Here is a 23141-nt window from a genome sequence, read left to right on the forward strand (position 1 = left end):
TTTTTATGCGCGTGATTTTATAGTGAAAGAGGAAGACAAAGAAGTCTCAATCCAGAAGGGGGAAATGTCTATGATGAAAAAAGCGATGCTGCTCGGAGTGAACCTGATGTTGATTCTGGCTTTGGTGGCGTGCGGCGGAGGTGGCTCCAATACCTCCAATGAGCCGAAAGAGTCGACGACCAACGAAAAGAATGAGGGGAATACGGCCGCGGCTCCCGTTCAACTGCAGTATTGGACCGACGACCGCCATGACCAAGAATACATTAAAGAGATGGTTGCTAAGTTTAATGAGACAAATGGGGACAACATTCAAGTTGAATTGACCGTGATGTCCGAGAATTATACGCAAAGCGTGGATATCGCGTTCTCCAGCAATCAAGCGCCGGATATTCTGCGTTTGAAAAGTGCGAATACCGAAGCGTTCTTCAAAAAGGGATATCTTCAGCCGATTGATGGCTATCTGACGGATGACATGAAGACGAAGTTCTCCTCGGTCATTATCGATGAGGTAAACCGATTCGACGGGCAGATATATTCGCTCCCGAACACAGGGCTGACGCTGCGATTGGTTTACAACAAGGACCTGTTCGATAAAGCGGGTATTGCAAATCCGCCGGCTACGCTTCAGGAAATGGTCGATGCCGCCAAGAAGATAACGGAAGTCGGTAAATCGGAAGGGATCTACGGCTTCGCATTAAACTTCAAGAACCCAAAGCAGGCGTTTGATCGCTCCGTTCGAGAGATTTTGTCGCTTAGCGGGTATCAGGGTTTAGGGTTTGATCTAAAAACGGGGCAGTTCGACTTTGCACCTTACGCGCAAGTGATTGAGTATTTCAAACAAATGCACGAGGACGGCAGTATTCTTCCAGGAGCCGAATCGCTGGATATCGACCCGCTGCGGGCTCAATTCGCAGCCGGTAAAATCGGGATGTACCTAAGCTTCTCCACAGAACCGGGCGTCTACCAAGATCAATTCCCAACGGAAATCAACTGGGCCGGTGCACTGGCACCAACTCTGGATGGTCAAAAAGGCACTTCCGAGATCGTATCCGCCGGCACATGGCTTGGCATGAGCAAAACCTCGCAGCACCAGGATGCGGCATGGAAGTTCATGCAATTCATGTATGCGGATGACGTATTGACAACGTACCACGAGAAAGGATTTGGGATTTCCGTTGTGCCAAGCATTGCCGAAACCGCAAAAACTCCGGACGTCAAAGGGATGGAAGGTTTCTTAATCGGGGAGAAGGACTCCTTGTGGCCGGTCGCGCCGAACGTGACACCGGAAGGGGCGAATTATGCAGATACCTTCTTTAAATACATGCTGGACGGCGGAGATGTGCAGAAAACCGTCGAGGATTTAAATCAACGTTACAACGACGCTTTAGCAAAATCGGTGGAAAAGGGAGAGGTCAAAGTCACTCCGAATCCTTCCTTTGATCCCGCTAACCCACAAGGAGAATAGTGTTTTAATCGGGACAGGAGCTTTTGTGAGCTGGTGACAAGGCTCCTTTCCTGTCTCCTGACACACAAACATGAAGGGGGAGGAACCGAAATGGAGAAGCTGAAGCGGCTTCAGGAGAACAGTCTGTTTCTGTTGCCCAGCGTTATCCTGACATTGGTTTTAGGAATCTATCCGTTGATCTGGATGCTGCGGTATATGTTTTACGACTACGTTGGATACGGAGAGGCCTTGTTTGTAGGCTTGGATAATTTCAGCAGGTTATTCCGTGATGAGCAGTTTTGGGCATCGGTCGGAAATACGTTTGTATTCGCCGGAGGCAAACTGCTGTTGACGATTCCATTATCCTTGCTGTTGGCGGTGCTGCTTAACGGCAAGCTGCGAGGCAGAAACTTGCTCCGGGGGATATATTTTATGCCGACGGTCATTAGTACCGCGGTAATCTCGGTCGTTTTTTACAACATTTTCAACTCCTACAACGGGATGATCAATCAATTGCTAATGAAGTACCATCTCATTGGGCAGCCGATCGATTGGCTGGGACCGAAGCACGCGATGTTGACTGTAATTATCGTGGCTGTGTGGGGCGCGGTTGGCAACTATATGCTCTTGTTTCTGGCGGGGCTGCAGAGCATTCCCCAGGATTTATACGAAAGCGCTGCGATTGACGGGGCTCATGCCGGACAACGTTTCTGGCATATCACGATTCCGATGCTGGGTCCAGTGATGCAAATGATTATTATGCTGGCGATTATCGCCTCGCTCAAAGGTTACGAAAGCATCATGGTCATTACTGAGGGGGGGCCTATCGGCAAAACCGAAGTGATGTACCTGTACTTATATAAGCTGCTCTTCCCGGTATCAACCGGCTCGCCGGTGACACAGCAGTTTGGTTACGGCAGCGCCGTTGGATTTGCCACGGCGATCATCGTCGGAGCGATTACGGCGGGTTACTATTTCTTAAGCAAGAGAATGAACAAGGTATTCTAGGGGGGGCTAGGAGAGATGAATCAACCATCAATGGCGGAGAAAAAGCCGGCTTTACAAGCCGCAAAATGGATTACACGCCCGATCATGTGGCTGTTTCTGCTAATCACGGTCCTGCTGACCTTGTTTCCAATTTTGATGACGATCCTCGGTTCCTTGAAGACCGGGGCCGAGATGATGAGCGGCGGGGACTTGCTGCCGAAGGAATGGCAGTTTCGCAACTATATGGAGGCCTGGCAGCAAACCAATTTCGCTAGGTTTACATGGAACAGTGTGTTCTTAAGCGTGATAAGTACGGTCGGAACGTTGCTGGTAGCAGCGATGGCGGCTTATGTCGTCGATCGGCGGGATTTCCCGGGAAAAACGCTGTACGTTGGGGTCCAGGCTTCAACGATGTTTATATCCGTAGGCGCGATTGTGCTGCGGCCTCAATTTGACCTAATGGTCAAATTAAACCTGAATTCGTCGCTATGGGGCGTCATTCTGATCTTGATCAGCGCCCATTCCAGTACGTTTTTTATATTACAGGGGTTCTATAAATCGATTCCACGCGAGTTGGATGAGGCGGCCATGGTAGATGGCTCGGGCTTTATTCGCACCTTCTTCAAAATCATCCTGCCGCTGTTGACCCCCGGACTGGGGGTTGCGGGGTTGTTTGCCTTCCGTCATGCCTGGAACGAATACATTTTGCCGCTCGTCTTCACGATGACGAGCCCGCATCTGCAGACGCTGACCGTCGGGTTGGCTAATCTTCGCTACGGCTCTTCTGCGGCCATGCAAATTCACCTAATGATGGCAGGGGCCTGCTTATCGATCTTGCCGATGTTGGTCGTGTATATTCTGGCGAATAAAACCTTTATCCAAGTAACAGCGGGCTCCGTGAAGGGATAATCATTTACTTGAGAGGGGGAGGTTCAACATGAACGAGAAGCAAATCACTTTGCCGGTTCAAACGATTTCGGTATCTTACGATGTGGATGTCTTGGTTGTCGGCGGCGGAGCTTCCGGGATTGCGGCGGCGATCAGCGCGGCCGAAGGCGGAGCAAACACGCTGCTGATCGAACAGAGAGGGTTCCTGGGCGGAATGGGGACGGTGGCTTTAGTTCCGGCGTTCTGCCCGTTTACGGACAAGGAGAAGCCTATTATTCGCGGCATCGGCATGAAGCTGATGGAGCGGATGAAGCAAGCCTGCAACGCCGATTATCAAGCGGAATACCGGGAAACGCTTGATTGGGTGCCGATCGACCCGGAGGTTTTGAAGCGAGTTTACGATGATGCCTTAATCGAGAGTGGTGTCTCGTTGCTTTATCATACCTTCGTTTATGACATCCAACTGTCGGACGACCGAAGCCGGGTGGAGGGTGTGATCATCGCGAACAAATCGGGTCGTTCCTTTATCCGCTGCCGTTACTTGATCGATGCGACCGGGGATGGCGACATGGCCGCCCTGGCAGGTGTGCCTTTTCAGAAGGGAGGCGACCAAGGCGAATTGCAACCGGGAAGTATGTGTTATCTATTAGCTAATGTAAACCGGATGAAGTTTAAACAATATTTACAGGAGACCGGGGATACCGGGCAACTGCACCAAACGGTAGAGCGGGCAATTGCGGAAGGTGCTTTGCCGGAGGGACGTAAATCGATCTCCGGTCTGGCTTGGGTGAACGATTATTTGGTCGGCGTGAACTTTGGTCATGTATTTGGCATCGATGGGACGAAAGCCGAAGATTTGACGCGAGGTGCGATCGAAGGTCGCAAATTGGCTGAACGCCAGGTCGAGTTCTTCCGCAAATATGTTCCCGGGTTTGAACAGGCTCATTTGGTCGCGAGCGGTGAGCAGGTTGGCATTCGAGAGACGCGGCGAATTCAGGGGGATTACGTCTTGACGGTGGATGATTTCATCTCGGCGCGGTCTTTCCCGGATGACATTGCCCGCAACGCTTATTACATCGACATTCATCTGGCCAATCACAAGAGTGAGATGACCTTTAACCACCTTTCTCCAGGGCAATCGCACGGTGTCCCTTACCGGATTTTGCTGCCTGTAGGCATCGAGAATGTGTGGGTAGCGGGCCGCTCCGCTTCTTCGGACCGAGCGGTTCAAGGTTCCCTGCGGGTGATGCCAAACTGCTTTGCGATGGGGCAAGCGGCCGGTACGGCAGCGGCGATGGCTGCGCATACGGGAGCAACTTCACGTGAAATCTCCGTACCGCAATTGCAGCAACTGTTGCTGAAGCAGGATGTCTGGCTCGGTGAGAATTTCTCCGATGCTGAAGGGTGAAGGGTGATGTGTCCGCTGACGATAACGGATTTACCACTCGACGATAAGTGGTTCCACGGTGCGGTTTCACTCCAGCGACTGCCTGATGGAATAAAACCTTGGCGTATTCCTTACGAGGATTACGAAATGTTTCCTCCCGACGGAATCGGAACAAAGGCGGAGATTTGTGCAGGAGCCCGTATACGCCTAAACACTAACTCATCTGCAATTCGTGTAGGGTTTACGCCTTTGACAGAAGAAGCGACCTTGGATTGTCTTTGCGAAGGACAATTGCAGGCTCGGTTGAATTTAGCTCAAGGAGCTACGGAAGCCAATTTCCTGGGACTGCCTCAAGGTCGCAAGACCGTGGAAATTTATCTTCCCCAAAATATCGGCATGACGGTGACACGTCTTTCGGTGGAAGCCGATGCCGTGTGTGAGAGTGCACCGGATTTGCGCCTGAAATGGGTGGCTTATGGCAGCTCCATCACCCAATGCGTGGCGGCAGATGGTCCTTCGTCGACTTGGCCGGCCATCGCCGCCCGGGAGTGCGATTTCCATTTAACCTGTTTGGGGTTTTCGGGCAACTGCCATCTAGAGCCGAGAGTTGGACGGATGATCGCGGATTTGCCAGCTGATTTTATCTCATTGTGTGTTGGGATCAATGTGTACGGGGCAGCGTCGCTGAGTCCGCGAACGTTCAAGCCTGCCTTGATTGGGCTTATTGATTCAATTCGGGCTCAACATCCGGATACACCGCTGCTTGTGATCTCGCCCATTTATGCCACCGACCGGGAAACCAATGCAAATTCCTTGGGTTATTCGTTGACGTCCATGCGTGAGGAGATTCGCGAAACGGTGAGTTTGTTCTGCCGACGTGGCGACAGCCGGATTTATTACGGTCATGGTTTGGACTGGTTCGGAGAGTCTGATCGAGAGCGTCTGTCCGACGGGTTGCATCCAAATGCCGAGGGGTATCGGCTTATGGGCGAACGATTTAAGGAAAGAATGCTGGGCGTACTCGATCAGCGTATTACATTTCATGATAGTTTCTAGATGAGGAGGATAACGTGATGGTCCATCAAGTTCCCCAAATATTAACCTCAAGTCCAATCATTCGCCGTTATGAGCAAAATCCGATATTGGACGCGGCACGTGTACCTTACGATACGGCTCTGGTGTTTAATGCAGGGGTCACCAAATTTAACGGCAAATATGTCATGATCTTCCGCAACGATTATGGTTCGCTGGAGCACCAGACCATTGAACCGCATCATACGACCGATCTCGGTATCGCGTATAGTGATGACGGGCTGCATTGGCAAGCCGGACCTAAGCCGGTATTTAAGCTACATGACGGAGAGATCATAAGAGCGTACGATCCGCGGTTGACCGTGCTAGATGGCCGTTGCTACATGTGCTTTGCCGTTGACACGCAGCATGGTATCCGCGGCGGGGTCGCCGTCACGGACGATCTGGAGCATTTCGAAATTCTCAGCTTATCAACGCCGGATCTGCGTAATATGGTGTTGTTCCCGGAGAAAATCGACGGCAACTATGTCCGTCTAGAGCGGCCTTTTACCGTGTACGGTCGCGGCGGAGTAGATCGATTCGATACCTGGATCACACAATCGCCCGATCTGGTGTACTGGGGCCGGTCTGATCTGCTGCTCGCGGTCGAACAAGTCCCATTCGCTAATGATAAAATCGGCCCGGCCGCTCCACCGGTGAAGACGGACAAGGGGTGGTTGACCACATTCCATGCAGTCGACATTGATCCTTCCCGCGGGAAAAACGGCTGGGAGGCTACTTGGAAGAAACGTTATACTGCGGGAATTATGCTGCTTGATTTGGCCGATCCTCGCAAGATCGTCGGGATGAGCAGACAACCCTTGATGGCCCCGGAAGCTCCGTACGAAACAGATGGCGGATTTCGGAACGACGTGATTTTCCCCGGCGGGATGGTTCTTGAACCGGATGGAGAAGTCAAAATCTATTACGGCGCGGCGGATATAGTGGAATGCTTGGCTACTGCGCATGTAGATGATCTGATCAAGCTTTGTTTGGACAAATAAACACATTATGAATGAAAGCCGCCGGACGTGTCCGGCGGCTTTCGTGTCACTAAATTGTCATAGTTATCCCGCGATATTCCAACGATTGTCAAACACTTCTGCGTTTTGATATGATAAAGTTTATAGCGAGAGGGTTATTTTGTTGAAAATTTTATGAATGTTCGATATAGGTAATACCTAAACTCACCCTAATCCAAATGTAGGAGGATTGAATCGCGCATGGACAAACCATTAAGTGTTCAGGCTTCTGCGGAATCCGCTGCGTTGTCCGTGAGACCTACTCCTCCGGGAGAGACGGCGACTTGGAAAGATTTCATCGCCTTGACGAAACCGGGCATTTTACGCTCCAATCTGATTGCCGCGTTTGCCGGGTTCTGGGTGGCTTCCCGCTGGGAGCTTGATTATATTCAATTAATTGTCATGCTGCTGGGTACGGCGCTGGTGATGGCGTCGTCCTGTGTTTTTAACAATTATTTCGACCGGGAGATGGACACCAAAATGGCCCGGACGAAGAACCGCGCCCTTCCCACAGGGAAATTGTCTCCGAAGACGGTGCTGTGGTATGCGGTGGTCTTGGGCGTTCTAGGCTTGACTGTCTTATTTGCCTTCTGTGGTCCTCTGGCAGGATTGTTTGGCATGGTAGGTATGTTGGTTTATGTGGTCGTCTACACGTTGTGGCTTAAACGCAACTCAACCTGGAGTACCTCGATCGGTGCGATTTCCGGTGCTATGCCGCCTGTGATTGGTTATGTCGCTGCTTCGGGCCGCATCGATCTGGGCGCCTGGATGCTGTTCGCCTTGCTGTTCCTGTGGCAGCCGCCCCATTTTTGGGCGTTGGGGATCCGTCGCACCGAGGAATACCGGGCTGCGGGTTTCCCACTGCTGCCTGTCGTCAAGGGTATTCCACGGACGAAGCTGCAGATGATTCCGTATCTCGTATTGCTTATTCCAGTTCCGATTTTGATGTATGCTTATGGCTATACAGGAGTCTGGTTCTTGGTGATCGGAAGCCTATTATCGGTTGCTTGGCTGATTATGGCCCTCAAGGGATTTCGGGCGAAGGATAACGACGCTTGGGCGAAACGAGTCTTCTTATTTTCGGTCAATTATTTAACGATTGCCTTGATCGTGATGATATTGGATACGGTAAGGCTGTAATGGGGGATGGGGAATGGCGGTCTTGAAGAAATATAAATGGACGTGGATATTGCTGGCCATTTGCGCAGTTTTGGCCGGTTATCTGTTGTGGACGACATATGCCAAACCGAAACTGCCGGTCATTCGTCCCGTCGCCGATTTCAGTATGGAGAACGTAGACGGTAAGACGGTGACGTTACAGGACACGAATGGCAAGGTCCGGCTGTTTTATTTCTTCTTCGCCAATTGCCCTGACGTTTGCCCGATCACGACTTTCCGTCTGAGCCAGGTGCAGGATATTTTGAAGGATAAAGGCCTGTTCGGCCAAGAGGCTTCCATTGTGTCGGTTACGTTTGACCCGGAACGCGACACGCTGGAGAATATCAAGGCGTTTGGCGATAAGTTCAAGGCGGATTATGCCGGTTGGTATTTCTTGCGCGGGGATCAGCAAAAGACGATCGATCTCGCGATGGACTCGTTCAAAATCCTGATTAATCAGGACGCGGATGGGAATTTCGTGCATATGGACCTAATCGGTCTCGTGGACCAGGAAGGCCGGCTGCGAGAAATTTATCGGCCGGAGGCGACGCCGGACGAAATCGCCGCAGGTGTCGTGGACTTAGTTAAGGAATAGCGAAGTTACTTCGCGATCAAAAGCCGTCATAAGAGGCCGGTGTTGAGGGGGATGCGATATATTCCTCCAACCCGGCTTTTTCTAATTGCGCGATCAGATATTCGTCAGGCGTCCCTTCCACGCCGGCATAACCCCGTCTGGTATAGATTTGCACCGCATCGGGAAAAGCGTCCCGCAGCACGCCGCGAATCCGTTTGCCGGAAGGGTCGTTATCGAGGAACAGGAACAGTTCGTCGTCCTTGACTTTTTTGCGCAAGCTTTCGAGCTTCTCATTGTTTAGCGTGCCAAACGTGCAATAAATTTGAATTTCCTCATCCAGCAGGCGCCGCAGCTTGCTGCGGTCATTCTTGCCTTCCACGATGATGCTGATCGACAAATCAAATCCCCCCCGGGCCTAGAAGCTTCATAAACCATGCTGCGGTTGTTACGCTTCTAGTTTATACCCGGCAGGGGATCTCATGCAAAACAGTAAGGATGAAAATGATAAGGGCTGAATTCAGGTTATTTCAGTTCAATTCCGAAACGGGCTCCCGGGTCTCCGACAAACACGATCGTCCCGTTCTCTGGCAGTTTGACTCCCTTGTTACCGCTGACTACAGAGAAACTCACGCAAGCCCCAGAGGCATCATATACCGCAAAAGACGCTTTGGCCGGTACATCGACGGTGATTGTTTTTCCGGCGGCTTTGGCTGGAATGCTAAACCAGCGAGCCTGTTCCGACGGACGCAAGGTCACCGAGGACTTCTTGCCAGCGTACAGTTCCTTGATTTGATCCACGCTCAAGTACAAGGACCCGGCGGATTCCAGGTATTCACTTCCGCCTTGGGTAAAGAAACGGAATTCCGCCGAATCGCGGCTGCCTGTGCCAGGAACTTGATGTTTGCCCATCAGCGAATCGGGACCTGTGATTTGTTTGTCCAGCACGTAGCCGGGCAGGCTGTCAGTACGAGTAATTTGGATGATCGGCAGCGACGCCAAGTAGGCCAGGGAGCTGTATTTTTCCGATACCAGGAAATAAGGTTTACCGTCGCGCTTCTTCCAAGCAGCCTCAACGTCCGGTGAGATCGCGTTCTCATCCAGTTTCTCCGCCGAATAAAAATTAATAGCCGTCTGTCCCAGATCAGGAACGGAGGCGTATTGTCTTTCCCACAGATACGTGCGGCCGTTCTTTTCCTTCACGAAGCTGATCTTCAACGAGCCGTCTTCGCTGACGAAAGTGCCGTCTTTCGTATAAACCAGCTTGGGAAGTCCTAAGGATTCACCAGGTGCAAACGGGGAAGATACGTTGATTTCGCCATTTGCCACATCGATGCGGAACAATTGGTTCGTTGCCCCGTAAAAACCGCTGTACTTGGTTAATTCTTCCGGCATGGCCGCTTTTTCCGGCGTGCCGAACGACTTGGCCGGTTTCCGTTCCTTAATCGTTCCTTTATCCTTTAACGCTTGGAGCAGCAGTTCGTTCGCGAGCAACTGGTTGAGCGAACTGGAGCCGCCGGAGGAGAGGACGGCCGCAGCCATTTTCTGTTCCGGTAAAACGACGAGCTCGGCATGGTACATGAGCGTATCCCCACCCTTGGCCAACGCCTTGATCCCGTATTCGCTAAAAGGGAACAGCCTCATGCTATCCCAACCCAGTCCGAAATCGAAGCTGTTGTCGGCATCTTGCGGCCATACGCCTCGCTTGTATTCCGGTTGAGCCATGGCGTTAGCAGCCTGGTCGGACAGGATATGCTTGGCTTCGCCCGTAAACAAGGCGGCGAATTTCACCATGTCCTCCGCGGTTGAGTAGATGCCCCCCGTTCCGATCACGTTCACCGTCTCGGTCGGCAATTGTTCCGGAACCCCGAGCGCATAAAGTGCGGCAAACTTGCTTGCGTCCAGTTCGTCCTGCGGCGTCAGCGTATGCTTCATGCCCAGCGGCCCGGTGAATTCCTTCCGGATATAGTCGGTAAAATCCTGGCCGCTGACGCGTTCGACCAAAATTTCCGCCAGCGTAAATCCATCGTTGCTATACACCGAATACGCGCCCGGGTTGGCCTTCAGGGATTGATCGGCCAGCTGTTCGAACAGCGTATCATGCGCGTAAGAGTCGTTATCCTCGAACAAAAAGGCGTTAGCGAGACTGGATCCCTGCAAACCCGAGGAATGGTTAAGCAGCATGCGCGGCGTGATCTGCTTATACCGATCGTCCTTCATCTTAAACTCCGCTATGTAATTTACCAAAGGCGTATCCAAGTTGATTTTGCCTTGGTCTACCAGTTTCATGACAGCGGCGGTCGTGAACATTTTGCTGGTCGAACCGATCCCGTAAATCGTTTCGGAGGTCAGCGGGATCTTCCCTGCAGCATCGTTCTTACCGGCTTCTCCGGAGACGATAATTTTCCCGTTGTCCACCAATGCGTACTGGACGCTGGTTGTTCCATAGGTACTGGTGAGCAGTGCGGCCTTTGCGGCGGCGATTTCATCCAAGCTTTGCGGTGCTTTGCCGGTTGGCGGCGCTTCGTCTGCCATGACCCCGGCTGGCATTAGCAGCGTAAACGCAAGGATGATGGCTAGAAGCGCGTTTCGTTTCTTCATCAAACTAAAACCCTCCCTATAATTAGATACATATTTAATACGTTAACGGGGATGGGAGGGTTCATGTTTTTCGGAACATTATGGAAAACATGCCGCGCAGAGGATCGGCGCAGATGCAAAACGGCCTGCCGAAGGGCAGACCGATGTGCAGGGGTCAGGATTGTTTATAGAGATTAGTAAAGAGGAGCACGGAGGATGATTACCAGCAAAATGTACAGCACGAGGATCGTCCCCGTCGATGTCCAGAAACCGTAACCAGGACCCACCGGGCCCGGTCCGCAATTGTCAACGCCGCCCATCTATGTTCACCCCGCTTTCAACATGATCGGTTATCGGTTACTACACGATTATCTTATGTAGGAGCATAACCCGTGCCCTGTGCAGCAGCCTAACAGCCGGGATGAATTATCCGGGGCACCTGTCCCAGATGTCCAAGAGCTTGGCTTAGTGGTGTCCGGTGCCAGCGCCAACCGGGGGCGGGAGGGCTCCGGCGTGTTTTTTGGGCGGGACGATAATGATGGTAAGCATCAGCACGAAGAAGGCTAGGAAGTAAGGCGAATGCGAGCCGTGGATCGCTCCCGCAGCAATCGGACCGATAAAGGAACCCAGCGACATCGCGATCGATTGCAGCGAAAAAACGGTACCGAGCCGTTTCCCCCCGCTCAAATCGATAAACAGGGAGGCGATGGCCGGGAACACCATTCCTTTGGCCATCCCCAAGGCAAACAGCGTGACGGGTAGCGGAATGAAATCCAATGCAGCCATGGCGAAGAAAGATAAGGCGATGCCCAAAATACCGATGCCCGCTCTTAGATAAGGGGAATAGCGGCTTAGAAATAACATCGACAGCGTCACGAGCGCCCCCAAGCTGATAATGGAAAAATATAAGCCCGTATGCAGGATGCCCTCGGTCCCACCGGCTTGCAGCGGCAGCTCGAAAAACAAGATGCCCTGGGAGCAGGCCACGGCAAGCGGCAGCAGATAAAAGCGCAGCGGGATCACGTTGATTTTGACCGGCACCTGCGCTTTGGCGGATCCCGATTTAGCCTGGCCTTCCGCAAGCATCCGGGGAGGTTCCTTAATCGTAAAAATCGCGATGATCCCCGTCGAAATCAGCAGCAAGCCTAGCATCTGAAACGTGATCGTAAAGCCGGATTGGGCGACCAGGAAGGCACCGGCGGCCGGCGATACGACGGAGGCGACCGTATGCATGACCCCATGCCCGGCCATCAGCTTGCCCTGCTGCACCGGATTCTTGGACAGCGAGGCGAGCATTGCCAAGCAAGCCGGGGACAAAAAGGCCAATACGAACCCGCTGATCGAGCGCAGCACAAGCAACTGCCAGGGTTCGGTGACATGAGCCTGAATCAGCAGGATCCCCCCGGCGGTCAGCAGGCTGAAGATCATGTACCTCTTGCTTCCGTGCCGGTCGACGCCCTGGCCGGCAAGCAGATTGCCCGGCAGATGCGTCAGCGCATAGATGCCCATCATCCAACCAATGAACGTGGGTGCGGCTCCGAGCGACAAGGCGAACGGAGTCAGGATCGGGTACTGGGCGTGCAGATCGAAGAAAGCCAGAAACATAAAGAAATACAGCCAGAAGGCGATTTTCACGCGTCGCCCCTCCTTTTCGTAAAATGAACCGTTGATATACTTGTACGCTCCCCAGGACGAACTTATTACCCCCTCGGCTTTTCATCACGAAGCGGATACCCGGAAGCGATTCGACGTCGAATCTTGAATTCAGCCGGGCCTTCCGTTGCTCACGTAGCTTCCAGCTACGCTCCGCTACTCAGTCCTTAGCTTCATCCAACCTTCTCGGTGCTGAAAAGCCTCTTCGGCTTTCCGTCACGAAGCAGTGACCGGGCCGGGGTTAAGCTGACATCGCCTTGGGCCATCATGTATAATGGGATTGAATTAAAATTAAGGAAATCAAAGGTGGAGGTTTCATCATGTTTGATGTACAGGTATGGACCGAATTTCTGCAGGAAAACTGGCTGGTGATCGTCGTCGCCTTGGTCATTCTTTTCCTCGTGTTAAATTTCGTAAGAACGGTTGTGAAATGGGCGTTGGTCCTGGTCATCGCCGCATTTATCATCATTTACAGCGGTATCACGATGAAAGACATCGGGGATGCGGTAACGACGGTTAAGGAACAAGCTCTCGATATCAGCAAAACCGAAGTGTTGAACATGATGAAAAATGAAGCGAAAGAAGCCGAGCTGACGCAAAATTCCGACGGTACCTTTACGATTACAACTCCAAACTTGGAGGTTGTCGGACAAGCGGGCAGCGATAAAGTAAAGGTATCGTTCCGCGGGGTCTCCTTGGGTGAATGGTCGATGAACGACACGTTGGAGGCATTTATCCAGGAAGCCAAACGTAATTCCCAATAAAGAAGACAACGATCACCCAGATTGAACGGAGGATTTCATGAAGCTGGACATGACGACATTACTGCAAACCTTAAGCGAATATAATTGGATCACGGTGCTGCTGTTGGTTGTGTTGCTGGGTTCGGTGCTGCAGGGTTTGGTGCGCGGTGCTTCCCGCTCAGCCGGGCGTCTGTTCGCGTTGCTTAGCGGCGGCGTGTTATCTCTGATCGGCATCGCAGTAGCCATCCCTTTAACAATGTGGGTGTCGCCGAAGGCTCAGGTTTGGCTGTCGGCGCTGCCGCTTCCGGAACGGGAGCTAGCTCGGTGGGAGCAAGTTCTGTATACGCTGATCATGGCGATACGGGATTTTCCGCTGATGCGGTTTGCGGTTGTATTCCTCCTGCTGTATTGGTTGATACGCACCTTGGCAGGATTTGCGATGTTGTTCTTCCGAGGAGGGAGCGGCCTGTTCGGCTGGCTATTCTCCGGTGGGGATCGTCCGGCTTCCCTGCTCAGCCGTTTGACCGGTGCGGGGATCGGGGCGGTTATCGGAGCGGCGCGCTGTCTGATGCTGATTGCCTTGTTGTTTATCGTTGTGACGGTGAACCCGAACAGCGGGTTCAGCCGTTACGTGGAAGCCTCCCCGGTTTACCAGCAAGGGGCGAGGACGGTAATCGAGCCGCTCACCGGCAATTTGATTAAGGAGAAGCTGCCGGTCTTTACCCGGAGTGTAGAAGCGGAGCTTGGCAGCATTCTACAGCAGAAATATGAAGTCATTGATGCCAACATCCCGGATTCCATCGAGTTGGCCGCGGCGGAAATTGCCAAAGGGGCCGATACGGACGAGGAGAAGGCGCGCCGGTTGTACGACTGGGTTGGGACGCGGGTGTCATATGATTACGATAAAGTGAAAGACTATGAGGAAAAGGGGATCTGGCACGAGCAAACGCCGCAAATGACGTTTGATACCAAGCGTGGGGTCTGCATCGATTATTCTCGGCTCTATGCTTTGATGGCCAGATCCCAGGGGCTTCAGGTGAAGGTCGTGACCGGTCTAGGTTACGACGGACAAGGCGGGTACGGGCCTCATGCCTGGAACGAGGTGTTTTTGCCTGAGAAAAATACTTGGGTCCCGCTTGATTCCACTTGGGCCAAGAGTGGCGATTGGTTTAATCCGCCGGCGTTCAACGAAACCCACGTCCCCGACAAACTCATCTAGAGGTTGTCAAAAAATAAGGTTCTGATCACGAAGTGCAGGCTCTGAAGCGTAATCGGCATCGAATCTTGAATTCAGCCGGTCCCTCCGTGTGCTCACGTAGGCTTACCTACGCTGCGCTACTCGGTCCCTGCTTCATCCAACCTTCTTGGTGCTGAGAACCTGATTTTTTGAACTTCATTACAAGTAAACCTGACGAACCCGACGAAAATTACTGGAAACGGGGTGTAACTTCACCGCGCCTTATTTCGTTATGATACTATAGAGTAGGTTGTCAACGAGCTAAATGATTTAAGGGATAGAAAGTAGGGGAACACCTTGAAAAGCACTTATGTTAAAGATCCGCAAGATCAGGAAATTGCTATGCAGCGCCATTTTAATATCCGGTTGAACATGTTTTTCTTTAGTGCTTTTGCCATATTCACCGTGATCATTGTGCGTCTCGCAATATTACAGTTCGTGGAAGGGCCGACATTGTCCCAGCAGGAGAGCAATTTGCGGGTCAAGGACGTGCCGCTGTCGCCAACGCGCGGAACGATTTATGCAGCAGCAGGTGAAAAGTTAGCCTACTCCACGCCGGTCCAATCGCTGTACATCACGCTGCAGAAGGATTATAGCAACGCAACGGAAAAGGGGAAAACCAATCGTCCTGAGGCTTTGGCTTTGGTCAAGGAGCTGAAGGAGGTTTTTGATAAATTCGGTACGGCGGACACGAAAATGACCGAAGAGGAAATCATCAAAGCGATGGACCTCGATTACCGGCAAAATAACGGATTTACACCGCGCCGGATCAAGATCGATCTGACGGCTGCGGAAGTCGCTTACTTCCTGGAACGGAAAAGTGATTTTCCGGGAATCGACATTGTGGAGGAAAGTATTCGCCATTACGATCCCGATACGGTAGCTGTTCAAACGATCGGATATATTAAGAAATATAAAGGCGCCTCTACGTCGCTTGATAAATACAAGCAGATTCGAGAATCGAACAATGATGATCCGGCGATGCAGTACACGGAAACCGAGGACGTCGGTTATGACGGCCTGGAGCTGTATTATCAGGACGAGCTCCGTGGGAAAAACGGGTATAAGAGCGTACCGATCGATCCACGGAATATGGCTACCGGGATCGCTGAAATCACGCCTCCGGAAAAAGGGCATGACTTACACACGACGATCAACAAGAACATCCAGATGACTGCGGAGCAGGCAATTCTCGATCAGATCGAATGGGTGCATACCCATCCGGTATCCGGCAAGGTCCATCCGAACGCCAAAACCGGTTATGCCGTTGCGATGGAAGTGGAAACCGGCAACGTTGTGGCTATGGCCAGTATGCCGGACTATGATACCAACGTATGGCAATCCGGCGGGGTATCTGCGGACAACTGGACGAATATCTCTTCCAATTACCAGAACGGTACGATCACGCCAATCAGTTCCGGACGTTCGGGGCATAACATGGAGTCTGTCATTTTGTTAGGTTCCACCATCAAGCCCTTGTCGGTTTTGATCGGATTGAATGAGGGTTTGTTTACGACCAGTACGTATTATCATGACTCCGGGATCGCTTATTTCGGGCGAAATGATTCTGCTAGCGTGCGCAACTCGCAACGACACGCCTACGGTTCAATCGATCCGGCGAGCGCAATCCGTCATTCCTCGAATACGTTTATGGTTGATATGGTCGGTGAGAAGCTGTATAACAGATACGGTTCAAAAGGAATTGAGATTTGGGATAACTACATGAAGCAGTTTGGCCTGGGGATTTCGACCGGTGTGGATCTGCCAAATGAATATTTAGGCAAACTCGAGTATACAAATGAATCGGAGACGGCATTATCCCGACTTGCCTATGCTTCCTTTGGACAGCAAGGGAAATACACCGCGATGCAGCTCGCCCAATATACGACGACTTTGGCTACGAGAGGGAAACGCATGGAACCGCATCTCGTCAGCAAAATCACCGATACCGACGGCAATATCGTCAAGGAATTCAAGCCGGTGGTTCTCAATGAGGCCAAATTTAACGACGCTTATTGGAAAGAGGTTATCGGCGGAATGGAGACCGAAGTTTCCTTTGCCTTCTCGGGGTTCCCTTATGACTTCGCCAGAAAAACCGGGACCTCGGAGCAATGGGCGGACGGTGCCAATCGCGATAACGGCGTATTTATTGCATTTGCGCCGCGGGAGAACCCGAAGCTGGCGGTCGCTGTCGTCATTCCAGAGGGAGGATTCGGTGCCTACAGTGCCGCGCCCGTTGCTCGTAAAATTTTCGATGCGTACGATCAGGAATACGGCCTGGACGGTGTGCCGAAGAAAACGAAAAACCAACAGCAATCTAGCAACAACCCAACCGGGAATCAATCTGGGAATCAAACCGGGAATCAAACCGGGAATCAAACCAACCCTTAACTGAATATTTGAACAGCAGCGACCTTTTCACATGATGTTGAGAAGGTCGCTTTTTTTGATTCCCGGGGTCCCCAGTTGATCAAGTGGTGAGAGGCGGGAAGGAAATCAGATGAGTAGATACGTTTCCGAGGATCCTCAAGAACAGCAGGCTTCCATGCGGCGTCATTTCCATATTCGATTGAATCTTTTCTTCTTCAGCGCATTTACCATATTCACGATCATCATCGTAAGGCTTGCGATCATGCAGTTTGTGGAAGGGCCAACGCTCTCCAAGGAAGAAACGAGGATGAGGGTTCGGGAGGTGCCGGTGCCACCGGTTCGAGGCTCGATCCTGGCGGCGGGAGGAGAGAAGCTGGCTTATTCGACGCCGGTACAATCCTTGTATTTGACCCTGCAGAAGAGCAACTACGATCCGGCAACCGAAATAGGCCGAGCAAATCTGGCGGAGGCCAAGGCTTTGGCCCATGAGCTGAAGAAGGCTTTCGATACGTATGGGGATCCTGCGAGTAAAATGACGGAGGAAGCCATTCTCGAGACGATGGATCTCCAATTCCGCTTTGGCGGCGGATTTGTTCCCCGCAGGATCAAAAGCGAGTTGACCGAGAAGGAAGTCGCGTTTTTTTTGTCGCAAAAAAGCGAGTTTCCGGGGTTAGACATTATCGAGGATTCGGTACGCCATTACGATCCGGACCTGGTAGCGGTACAAACGGTCGGTTATCTTAAGAAGTACAGGTCCACGTACGATTTGGAATGGTATAAGCCGATCCGGGAGAGTCGGGACTCCGATCCGGCACTGCAGTATACGGAAGACGAATTCGTCGGATTCGACGGTCTGGAGATGTACTATCAACAGGAGTTGCGCGGCAAAAACGGATACAAACGGGTGCCGATCGATCCGCGCAATATGGCGAATGGCGTAGCTGAAATCATTCCTCCGGTGAAGGGTTACAACCTGCATACTACGCTGAACAAGAAGGTGCAGCTGGCGGCGGAACAAGCGATTCTGGACCAAATCCAGTGGGTTCGCCAGAACCCTGTCTCCGGGAAGGTGCATCCTTACGCCCAGACGGGGTATGCCGTAGCGATGGAGGTTGATACGGGCAACGTGATCGCGATGGCCAGCATGCCCGATTACGATACGAATTTATGGCAAACCGGTAGTATGGATACTCGGGAGTTCGAGAAAATCCGGGAGAACTACAAAAACGGGACCATCACGCCATACAGCTCCGGACGTTCGGGCCATGAGTTCGAATCGACAGTCTACCTGGGTTCCACAATTAAACCGTTGTCCGTACTAATCGGGCTGAACGAAAAGCTGTTTACGACCCAAACGAAGTATACCGACCGCGGAGTGGCTTATTTCGGACGCAACGATTCGGCGAGAGTCCGAAATTCCTCAAACCATATTTACGGTTCCATCGATCCCGGGCTGGCCATTCGTTACTCGTCTAACGCATTTATGGTCGATATGGTCGGGGAGAAGCTCTATAACAAATACCGCGCCAATGGCATCGAGATTTGGGACGACTATATGAAGCAGTTTGGGTTAGGCACCTCTACGGGAATAGATTTACCTGGCGAGTATTTGGGGACATTGGAGTACAATGACGAAACGCAAACGTCGCTGTCCCGTTTAGCTTACGCCTCATTTGGACAACAAGGCAAATATACAGCGATGCAGCTGGCGCAATATACGGCAACCTTGGCGAATCGGGGGAAACGCATGCAGCCCAGGCTCGTGCAAAAAATGACCGATGACTCGGGAAACATGGTGCTGGAATTCACCCCCCAGGTGCTGAACGAAATCAAAATGAACGAGGCCTTCTGGGATGAAGTTATCGGCGGCATGCGGACAGATGTTAGCGCCTTTGCTGGGTTTCTCTACGATTTTGCCCGCAAGACGGGAACCTCGGAGCAAGCTTACAAAGATGAGCTATTGGAAAATGGGGTGTTTATTGCGTTTGCGCCGCGGGAAAATCCGAAGTTGGCGGTGGCGGTCGTCATCCCCGAAGGCGGATTTGGCGCTCATAGCGGCGCTCCGGTCGCTCGCAAAATCTTCGATGCGTATGATCGGGAATACGGGTTGACCGGTCCTCCCCCAAAATAATCGATTCGAGATGATGGCCCTGTTCGCTGAGCGGGGCTTTTTTTGCGAGAAATTTTTTTTGGATACCCAGGAAATTTTCCTTGCTTTTTGGTAATCCCTTGCTTAAAATTTGCACTAAGGAAACATTTTTAAATTAAACTAAAAAACAAAGTCTAAGCAAACAAGTGTTTACTTGTACAACATTATTGATTTCTAGGAGGGGAGAAGCGAACATGGATGAGCTCAAGGTGAAGAAAAGCCCGCTAGAGAGGGCCAAAATGACGCTTGGCGTATTGGCGTTAATCGTATTGGCCGCTTGCTCGAAAGTGGAAGGTCAGGCGGATCAAGTTCGGGATTCCGCGGTCGATTCACCGGTACAGGTGGTGGCTACGATCGGGATGATTACAGATGTCGTCCAGGAGGTTGGCGGCGAGCAGGTCGAGGTGAACGGTCTGATGGGTCCGGGAGTGGACCCGCATCTATACAAGGCATCGCAGGGGGATATCGAGAAGCTGGATAACGCGGAGGTTGTGTTTTACGGCGGACTGCATTTGGAAGGGAAAATGACGGAAATTTTCGAGAAACTGGAACACAAGAAGCGGACCGTGGCGGTTTCAAAGGATATTGATCCAGCGGTATTGCGCTCCGGAGCAAATGCCGGCGGCACGCAATACGATCCGCATATTTGGTTTAATGTCCAGCACTGGATTGCAGCTACGCAAACTATTCGTGATACGTTGTCCTCCTACGATCCGGACCATGCGGAAGTTTACCGCCAGAATGCCGAGGCGTACATTGGGGAACTGGAGAAGCTCGATGCGGAAGTGAAGGAACGTATCGCTGAAATTCCTGAACAGGATCGGGTTCTGGTGACGGCACATGATGCGTTTGGCTATTTCGGTGATGCCTACGGGATCAAGGTGATGGGATTACAGGGGATCAGCACTGCAGCGGAATACGGTTCGAAGGACGTCGCCAAGCTTCGTGATTTCTTGGTCGAAAACAAGATCAAAGCCGTATTCGTGGAATCAAGTATTCCCACCAAATCGATGGAGGCCGTCATTGCCGGAGCCGCTAAGCTAGGGCATACCGTCGAAATTGGCGGCGAGCTGTATTCCGACTCCTTGGGGGAAGCCGGATCCGGGGCGGACACGTACATTCATATGGTCCGGCATAATGTGAACACCATCGTTGAGGCGTTGAAATAATCAATCCAGAAAGGGAGAACAGAGATGAACGGATATCCGCTTGAAGTCAACCGCTTAACGGTGGCTTATCAGAAAAAGCCGGTGTTGCGATCGGTATCTTTTCAAATACCGGAGGGCCAGTTGATTGGGATCCTCGGTCCAAACGGAGCGGGGAAATCCACGCTGTTAAAGGCGGTGCTAGGGCTGCTTCCGACTCTGGACGGTGAAGTTAGCATCTACGGTCGCTCCTACCGGGAACAACGCAAGCTAATCGGATATGTGCCCCAGCGCGAATCGGTTGATTGGGATTTCCCTACCCATGCGCTGGATGTAGTGATGATGGGGCGTTATGGCCAGCTTGGCTGGTTCCGCCGTCCGGGGGCCAAGGAGCGGCAGATCGCCATGGAATGTCTGGCTAAGGTAGGGATGGCGGAGTATGCCGGCCGTCAGATCAGCCAGCTGTCCGGCGGTCAGCAGCAGCGGGTGTTTCTGGCACGGGCGCTAGCGCAAAATGCGCAGGTGTATTTTATGGATGAACCCTTTGCCGGCGTGGATGCCACCACGGAAAAGGCGATCATCGCCTTGCTGCACGAATTGAAGGAGCAAGGAAAAACGGTTCTGGTCGTGCACCACGATTTATCCACGGTCAAAGAGTATTTCGATCATGTTCTGCTGTTAAACGGTGAATTGATTGCCGCAGGACCCACCCGAGAGACGTTTACACCGGATCATTTGCATCAGACGTATGGCGGAAGAATCGCTATGCTGGCGGATTTTAGCGCTGTGCCTGCAGGGAAGGTGTGATCAACGATGTTTACGACATTATGGCAATGGATTACCGATCCGAACCTGCAGTGGATTTTGATGGGGTCCTTGCTGCTAGGCTTAGGCAGCGGCGTTATCGGATCCTTCACCTATCTTCGCAAGCAAAGCTTGCTTGGAGATGCGCTGGCGCACGCTGCGTTGCCGGGAATTTGCATCGCGTTTATGCTAAGCGGTGTCAAATCAGTGGGGCTGTTTATGCTAGGCGCAATCCTTGCCGGGATGGCGGCGACGTTTGGAATATCCGCAATCACTCGTTATACGCGGATAAAGCAAGACGCGGCGCTTGGCATTGTGCTATCGGTGTTCTTCGGGATCGGAATCGTGATGTTGACGAAGATTCAGCACAGCGGCAATGGGAACCAAAGCGGCCTGGATAAATACATGTTTGGCCAGGCGGCCTCCATGATGCTCACGGACGTTTATCTGATGGGTACCGTTTCCGTCCTGTTGATCGTAGTCTGCGCTTTGCTCTTCAAAGAATTTAAGTTAGTAAGCTTTGATCCCAACTTTGCGAGGGGCATGGGACTTAAGGTAGCTTTCCTGGAACAATTGCTCTTGCTCATGACCGTCGTAGCGGTCGTCGTGGGGATTCAAGCTGTGGGGGTCGTGCTGGTGGCTGCCTTGCTGATTACACCGGCGGTTGCCGCTCGGTACTGGACCGATGCTTTGGGAATCATGGTCATGTTGGCCGGTGTATTCGGGGCGCTGTCGGGGGTCACCGGAACCTTGATCAGTTCGACCCTATCGAATCTGCCGACAGGTCCGGTCACGGTACTAGCGGCAACTGCATTGTTCGTTGTCTCCGCCGTGTTTGCGCCGAATCGGGGGCTGTTGGCGAAATGGGTGCGCCGCTGGCGCGGCCGCAGCGAGGTACAGCATCCCGCGGAGCTGGCGATGATCCGACAAACGGGGAACATGGTAGAAAGGGGGACGGAATAAATGGCGGATTTTTGGATTATATTGACCGGTACACTGGTGGCCGCAACGTGCGGAGTATTGGGCTGCTTTCTGGTTTTGCGGAAAATGGCCATGGTCGGGGATGCGATCAGTCACTCGGTTTTGCCGGGGATTGCTATCGCTTTTCTAGTAAGCAGCTCGCGAGACTCGTTATTGATGCTCATCGGAGCGGCCGTGCTGGGATTGATCACGATATTCTTGATTCAGGCTTTGCAGCAAAGCGGCCTGCAATCGGATGCCTCGATCGGCATTGTATTTACGGCATTATTTGCCGTCGGCGTAATTCTAATCAGCCGGAACGCCTCTCACATTGACCTGGATCTGGACTGCGTGCTGTTTGGTGAAATTGCCTACGTGCAGTGGGACACCTGGATTTGGAACGGCTACGACATGGGGCCGGTCGCCGTATGGATGCTGGGAGGAACGCTACTCCTCGTGCTGGCGGCAATCCTGTTGTTCTACAAGCAGTTTAAATTATGCGCCTTCGATCCTGCGCTGGCGGCAGCGGTTGGGATTCCGGTCGCATTGTTCCACTATTTACTGATGGGGCTGGTTTCGCTGTCAACGGTCGCTTCCTTTGAGAGCGTTGGCGCGATCCTGGTTGTCGGTATGCTGATCATTCCAGCTTCGGCGGCTTATCTGCTGACCGATCGGCTGAGCGTCATGCTGGGGTACAGCGTGCTGATCGGGGTGCTTAGCGCAGCAGGCGGTTACTACGCGGCCAAATGGCTGGACGCTTCCATCGCCGGTTCGATGGTGACGGTAGCCGGCATCCTGTTCCTGCTGGCGTTTATTTGCTCTCCGAAGCATGGACTGATCGCCCGGTTTGGCAAACGAAATCGACTGAACTCCGCAGCGGTTTAAGGCATCGTAAGTTCAATCGAGCGGAAGTAAACGCGGTTTCCGGATCGAAAGTGACACTTTCTTGTCAAGTTTTTGCTACCAAGTGCC

General features: G+C 52.3%; 20 protein-coding genes. 16 read left to right on the forward strand and 4 right to left on the reverse strand.

Features of this window, described 5'->3' with window-relative positions; translation table 11 throughout:
- Positions 1-70 precede the first annotated feature (70 nt).
- From M0651_RS19225 to M0651_RS19260, 8 genes are all read left to right on the forward strand, one after another.
- A complete protein-coding gene (locus M0651_RS19225; RefSeq protein WP_248553345.1) occupies positions 71-1465 on the forward strand; it encodes an ABC transporter substrate-binding protein in 1395 nt (464 codons plus the stop codon).
- Positions 1466-1555: 90 nt separating this feature from the next.
- Positions 1556-2452, forward strand: a complete 897-nt coding sequence (locus M0651_RS19230) for a carbohydrate ABC transporter permease (RefSeq protein ID WP_248553346.1) — start codon at positions 1556-1558, stop codon at positions 2450-2452.
- Between the two features lie 30 nt (positions 2453-2482).
- Complete coding sequence (locus tag M0651_RS19235) at positions 2483-3340, forward strand: carbohydrate ABC transporter permease (RefSeq protein ID WP_248553376.1); 858 nt, start codon at positions 2483-2485, stop codon at positions 3338-3340.
- A 28-nt stretch (positions 3341-3368) separates the two neighbouring features.
- Complete coding sequence (locus M0651_RS19240) at positions 3369-4727, forward strand: FAD-dependent oxidoreductase (protein WP_248553347.1); 1359 nt, start codon at positions 3369-3371, stop codon at positions 4725-4727.
- A 6-nt stretch (positions 4728-4733) separates the two neighbouring features.
- The gene (locus M0651_RS19245) at positions 4734-5762 is read left to right on the forward strand and encodes an SGNH/GDSL hydrolase family protein (RefSeq protein WP_248553348.1); all 1029 of its coding nucleotides are present in this window, start codon (positions 4734-4736) and stop codon (positions 5760-5762) included.
- 17 nt (positions 5763-5779) lie between these two features.
- A complete protein-coding gene (locus tag M0651_RS19250; protein ID WP_248553349.1) occupies positions 5780-6781 on the forward strand; it encodes a glycoside hydrolase family 130 protein in 1002 nt (333 codons plus the stop codon).
- A gap of 219 nt (positions 6782-7000) precedes the next feature.
- Entirely contained in the window at positions 7001-7939 is a 939-nt protein-coding gene (cyoE, locus tag M0651_RS19255; protein ID WP_248553350.1) for a heme o synthase, read from the forward strand.
- A 13-nt stretch (positions 7940-7952) separates the two neighbouring features.
- A complete protein-coding gene (locus tag M0651_RS19260; protein ID WP_248553351.1) occupies positions 7953-8552 on the forward strand; it encodes an SCO family protein in 600 nt (199 codons plus the stop codon).
- A gap of 16 nt (positions 8553-8568) precedes the next feature.
- Here the strand turns inward: M0651_RS19260 and M0651_RS19265 are convergent, their stop codons facing one another.
- The 4 genes from M0651_RS19265 to M0651_RS19280 form a co-directional block, all read right to left on the reverse strand.
- Positions 8569-8928: a toprim domain-containing protein gene (locus tag M0651_RS19265; protein WP_248553352.1), complete on the reverse strand. Its 360-nt coding sequence runs from the start codon at positions 8926-8928 to the stop codon at positions 8569-8571.
- Positions 8929-9053: 125 nt separating this feature from the next.
- The gene (locus M0651_RS19270; protein WP_372491017.1) at positions 9054-11132 is read right to left on the reverse strand and encodes a serine hydrolase domain-containing protein; all 2079 of its coding nucleotides are present in this window, start codon (positions 11130-11132) and stop codon (positions 9054-9056) included.
- A gap of 170 nt (positions 11133-11302) precedes the next feature.
- Complete coding sequence (locus tag M0651_RS19275; protein WP_248553354.1) at positions 11303-11428, reverse strand: sporulation protein YjcZ; 126 nt, start codon at positions 11426-11428, stop codon at positions 11303-11305.
- Between the two features lie 145 nt (positions 11429-11573).
- Positions 11574-12743 carry an MFS transporter gene (locus M0651_RS19280; protein ID WP_248553355.1) on the reverse strand — a complete coding sequence of 390 codons (1170 nt, stop codon included), beginning with the start codon at positions 12741-12743 and terminating at the stop codon, positions 11574-11576.
- Positions 12744-13081: 338 nt separating this feature from the next.
- Here M0651_RS19280 and M0651_RS19285 point away from each other — a divergent pair, with 338 nt between their 5' ends.
- The 8 genes from M0651_RS19285 (at position 13082) to M0651_RS19320 (ending at position 23054) form a co-directional block, all read left to right on the forward strand.
- Positions 13082-13525, forward strand: a complete 444-nt coding sequence (locus tag M0651_RS19285) for a hypothetical protein (RefSeq protein ID WP_248553356.1) — start codon at positions 13082-13084, stop codon at positions 13523-13525.
- Between the two features lie 37 nt (positions 13526-13562).
- A complete protein-coding gene (locus tag M0651_RS19290; protein ID WP_248553357.1) occupies positions 13563-14723 on the forward strand; it encodes a transglutaminase domain-containing protein in 1161 nt (386 codons plus the stop codon).
- Positions 14724-15038: 315 nt separating this feature from the next.
- Positions 15039-17132 (forward strand): peptidoglycan D,D-transpeptidase FtsI family protein, encoded by a 2094-nt coding sequence (locus tag M0651_RS19295; protein ID WP_248553358.1) that lies wholly within the window; start codon positions 15039-15041, stop codon positions 17130-17132.
- A 109-nt stretch (positions 17133-17241) separates the two neighbouring features.
- On the forward strand, positions 17242-19242 hold the full coding sequence (locus M0651_RS19300) for a peptidoglycan D,D-transpeptidase FtsI family protein (RefSeq protein ID WP_248553359.1): 2001 nt from the start codon (positions 17242-17244) through the stop codon (positions 19240-19242).
- 212 nt (positions 19243-19454) lie between these two features.
- Complete coding sequence (locus M0651_RS19305; protein ID WP_248553360.1) at positions 19455-20429, forward strand: metal ABC transporter solute-binding protein, Zn/Mn family; 975 nt, start codon at positions 19455-19457, stop codon at positions 20427-20429.
- Positions 20430-20453: 24 nt separating this feature from the next.
- A complete protein-coding gene (locus tag M0651_RS19310; RefSeq protein ID WP_248553361.1) occupies positions 20454-21212 on the forward strand; it encodes a metal ABC transporter ATP-binding protein in 759 nt (252 codons plus the stop codon).
- 6 nt (positions 21213-21218) lie between these two features.
- The gene (locus tag M0651_RS19315) at positions 21219-22172 is read left to right on the forward strand and encodes a metal ABC transporter permease (RefSeq protein ID WP_248553362.1); all 954 of its coding nucleotides are present in this window, start codon (positions 21219-21221) and stop codon (positions 22170-22172) included.
- Positions 22173-23054 carry a metal ABC transporter permease gene (locus M0651_RS19320; protein ID WP_248553363.1) on the forward strand — a complete coding sequence of 294 codons (882 nt, stop codon included), beginning with the start codon at positions 22173-22175 and terminating at the stop codon, positions 23052-23054.
- Positions 23055-23141 lie beyond the last annotated feature (87 nt).

The organism is Paenibacillus mellifer, assembly GCF_023195895.1.
In the GTDB taxonomy this organism is placed as follows: domain Bacteria; phylum Bacillota; class Bacilli; order Paenibacillales; family Paenibacillaceae; genus Fontibacillus; species Fontibacillus mellifer.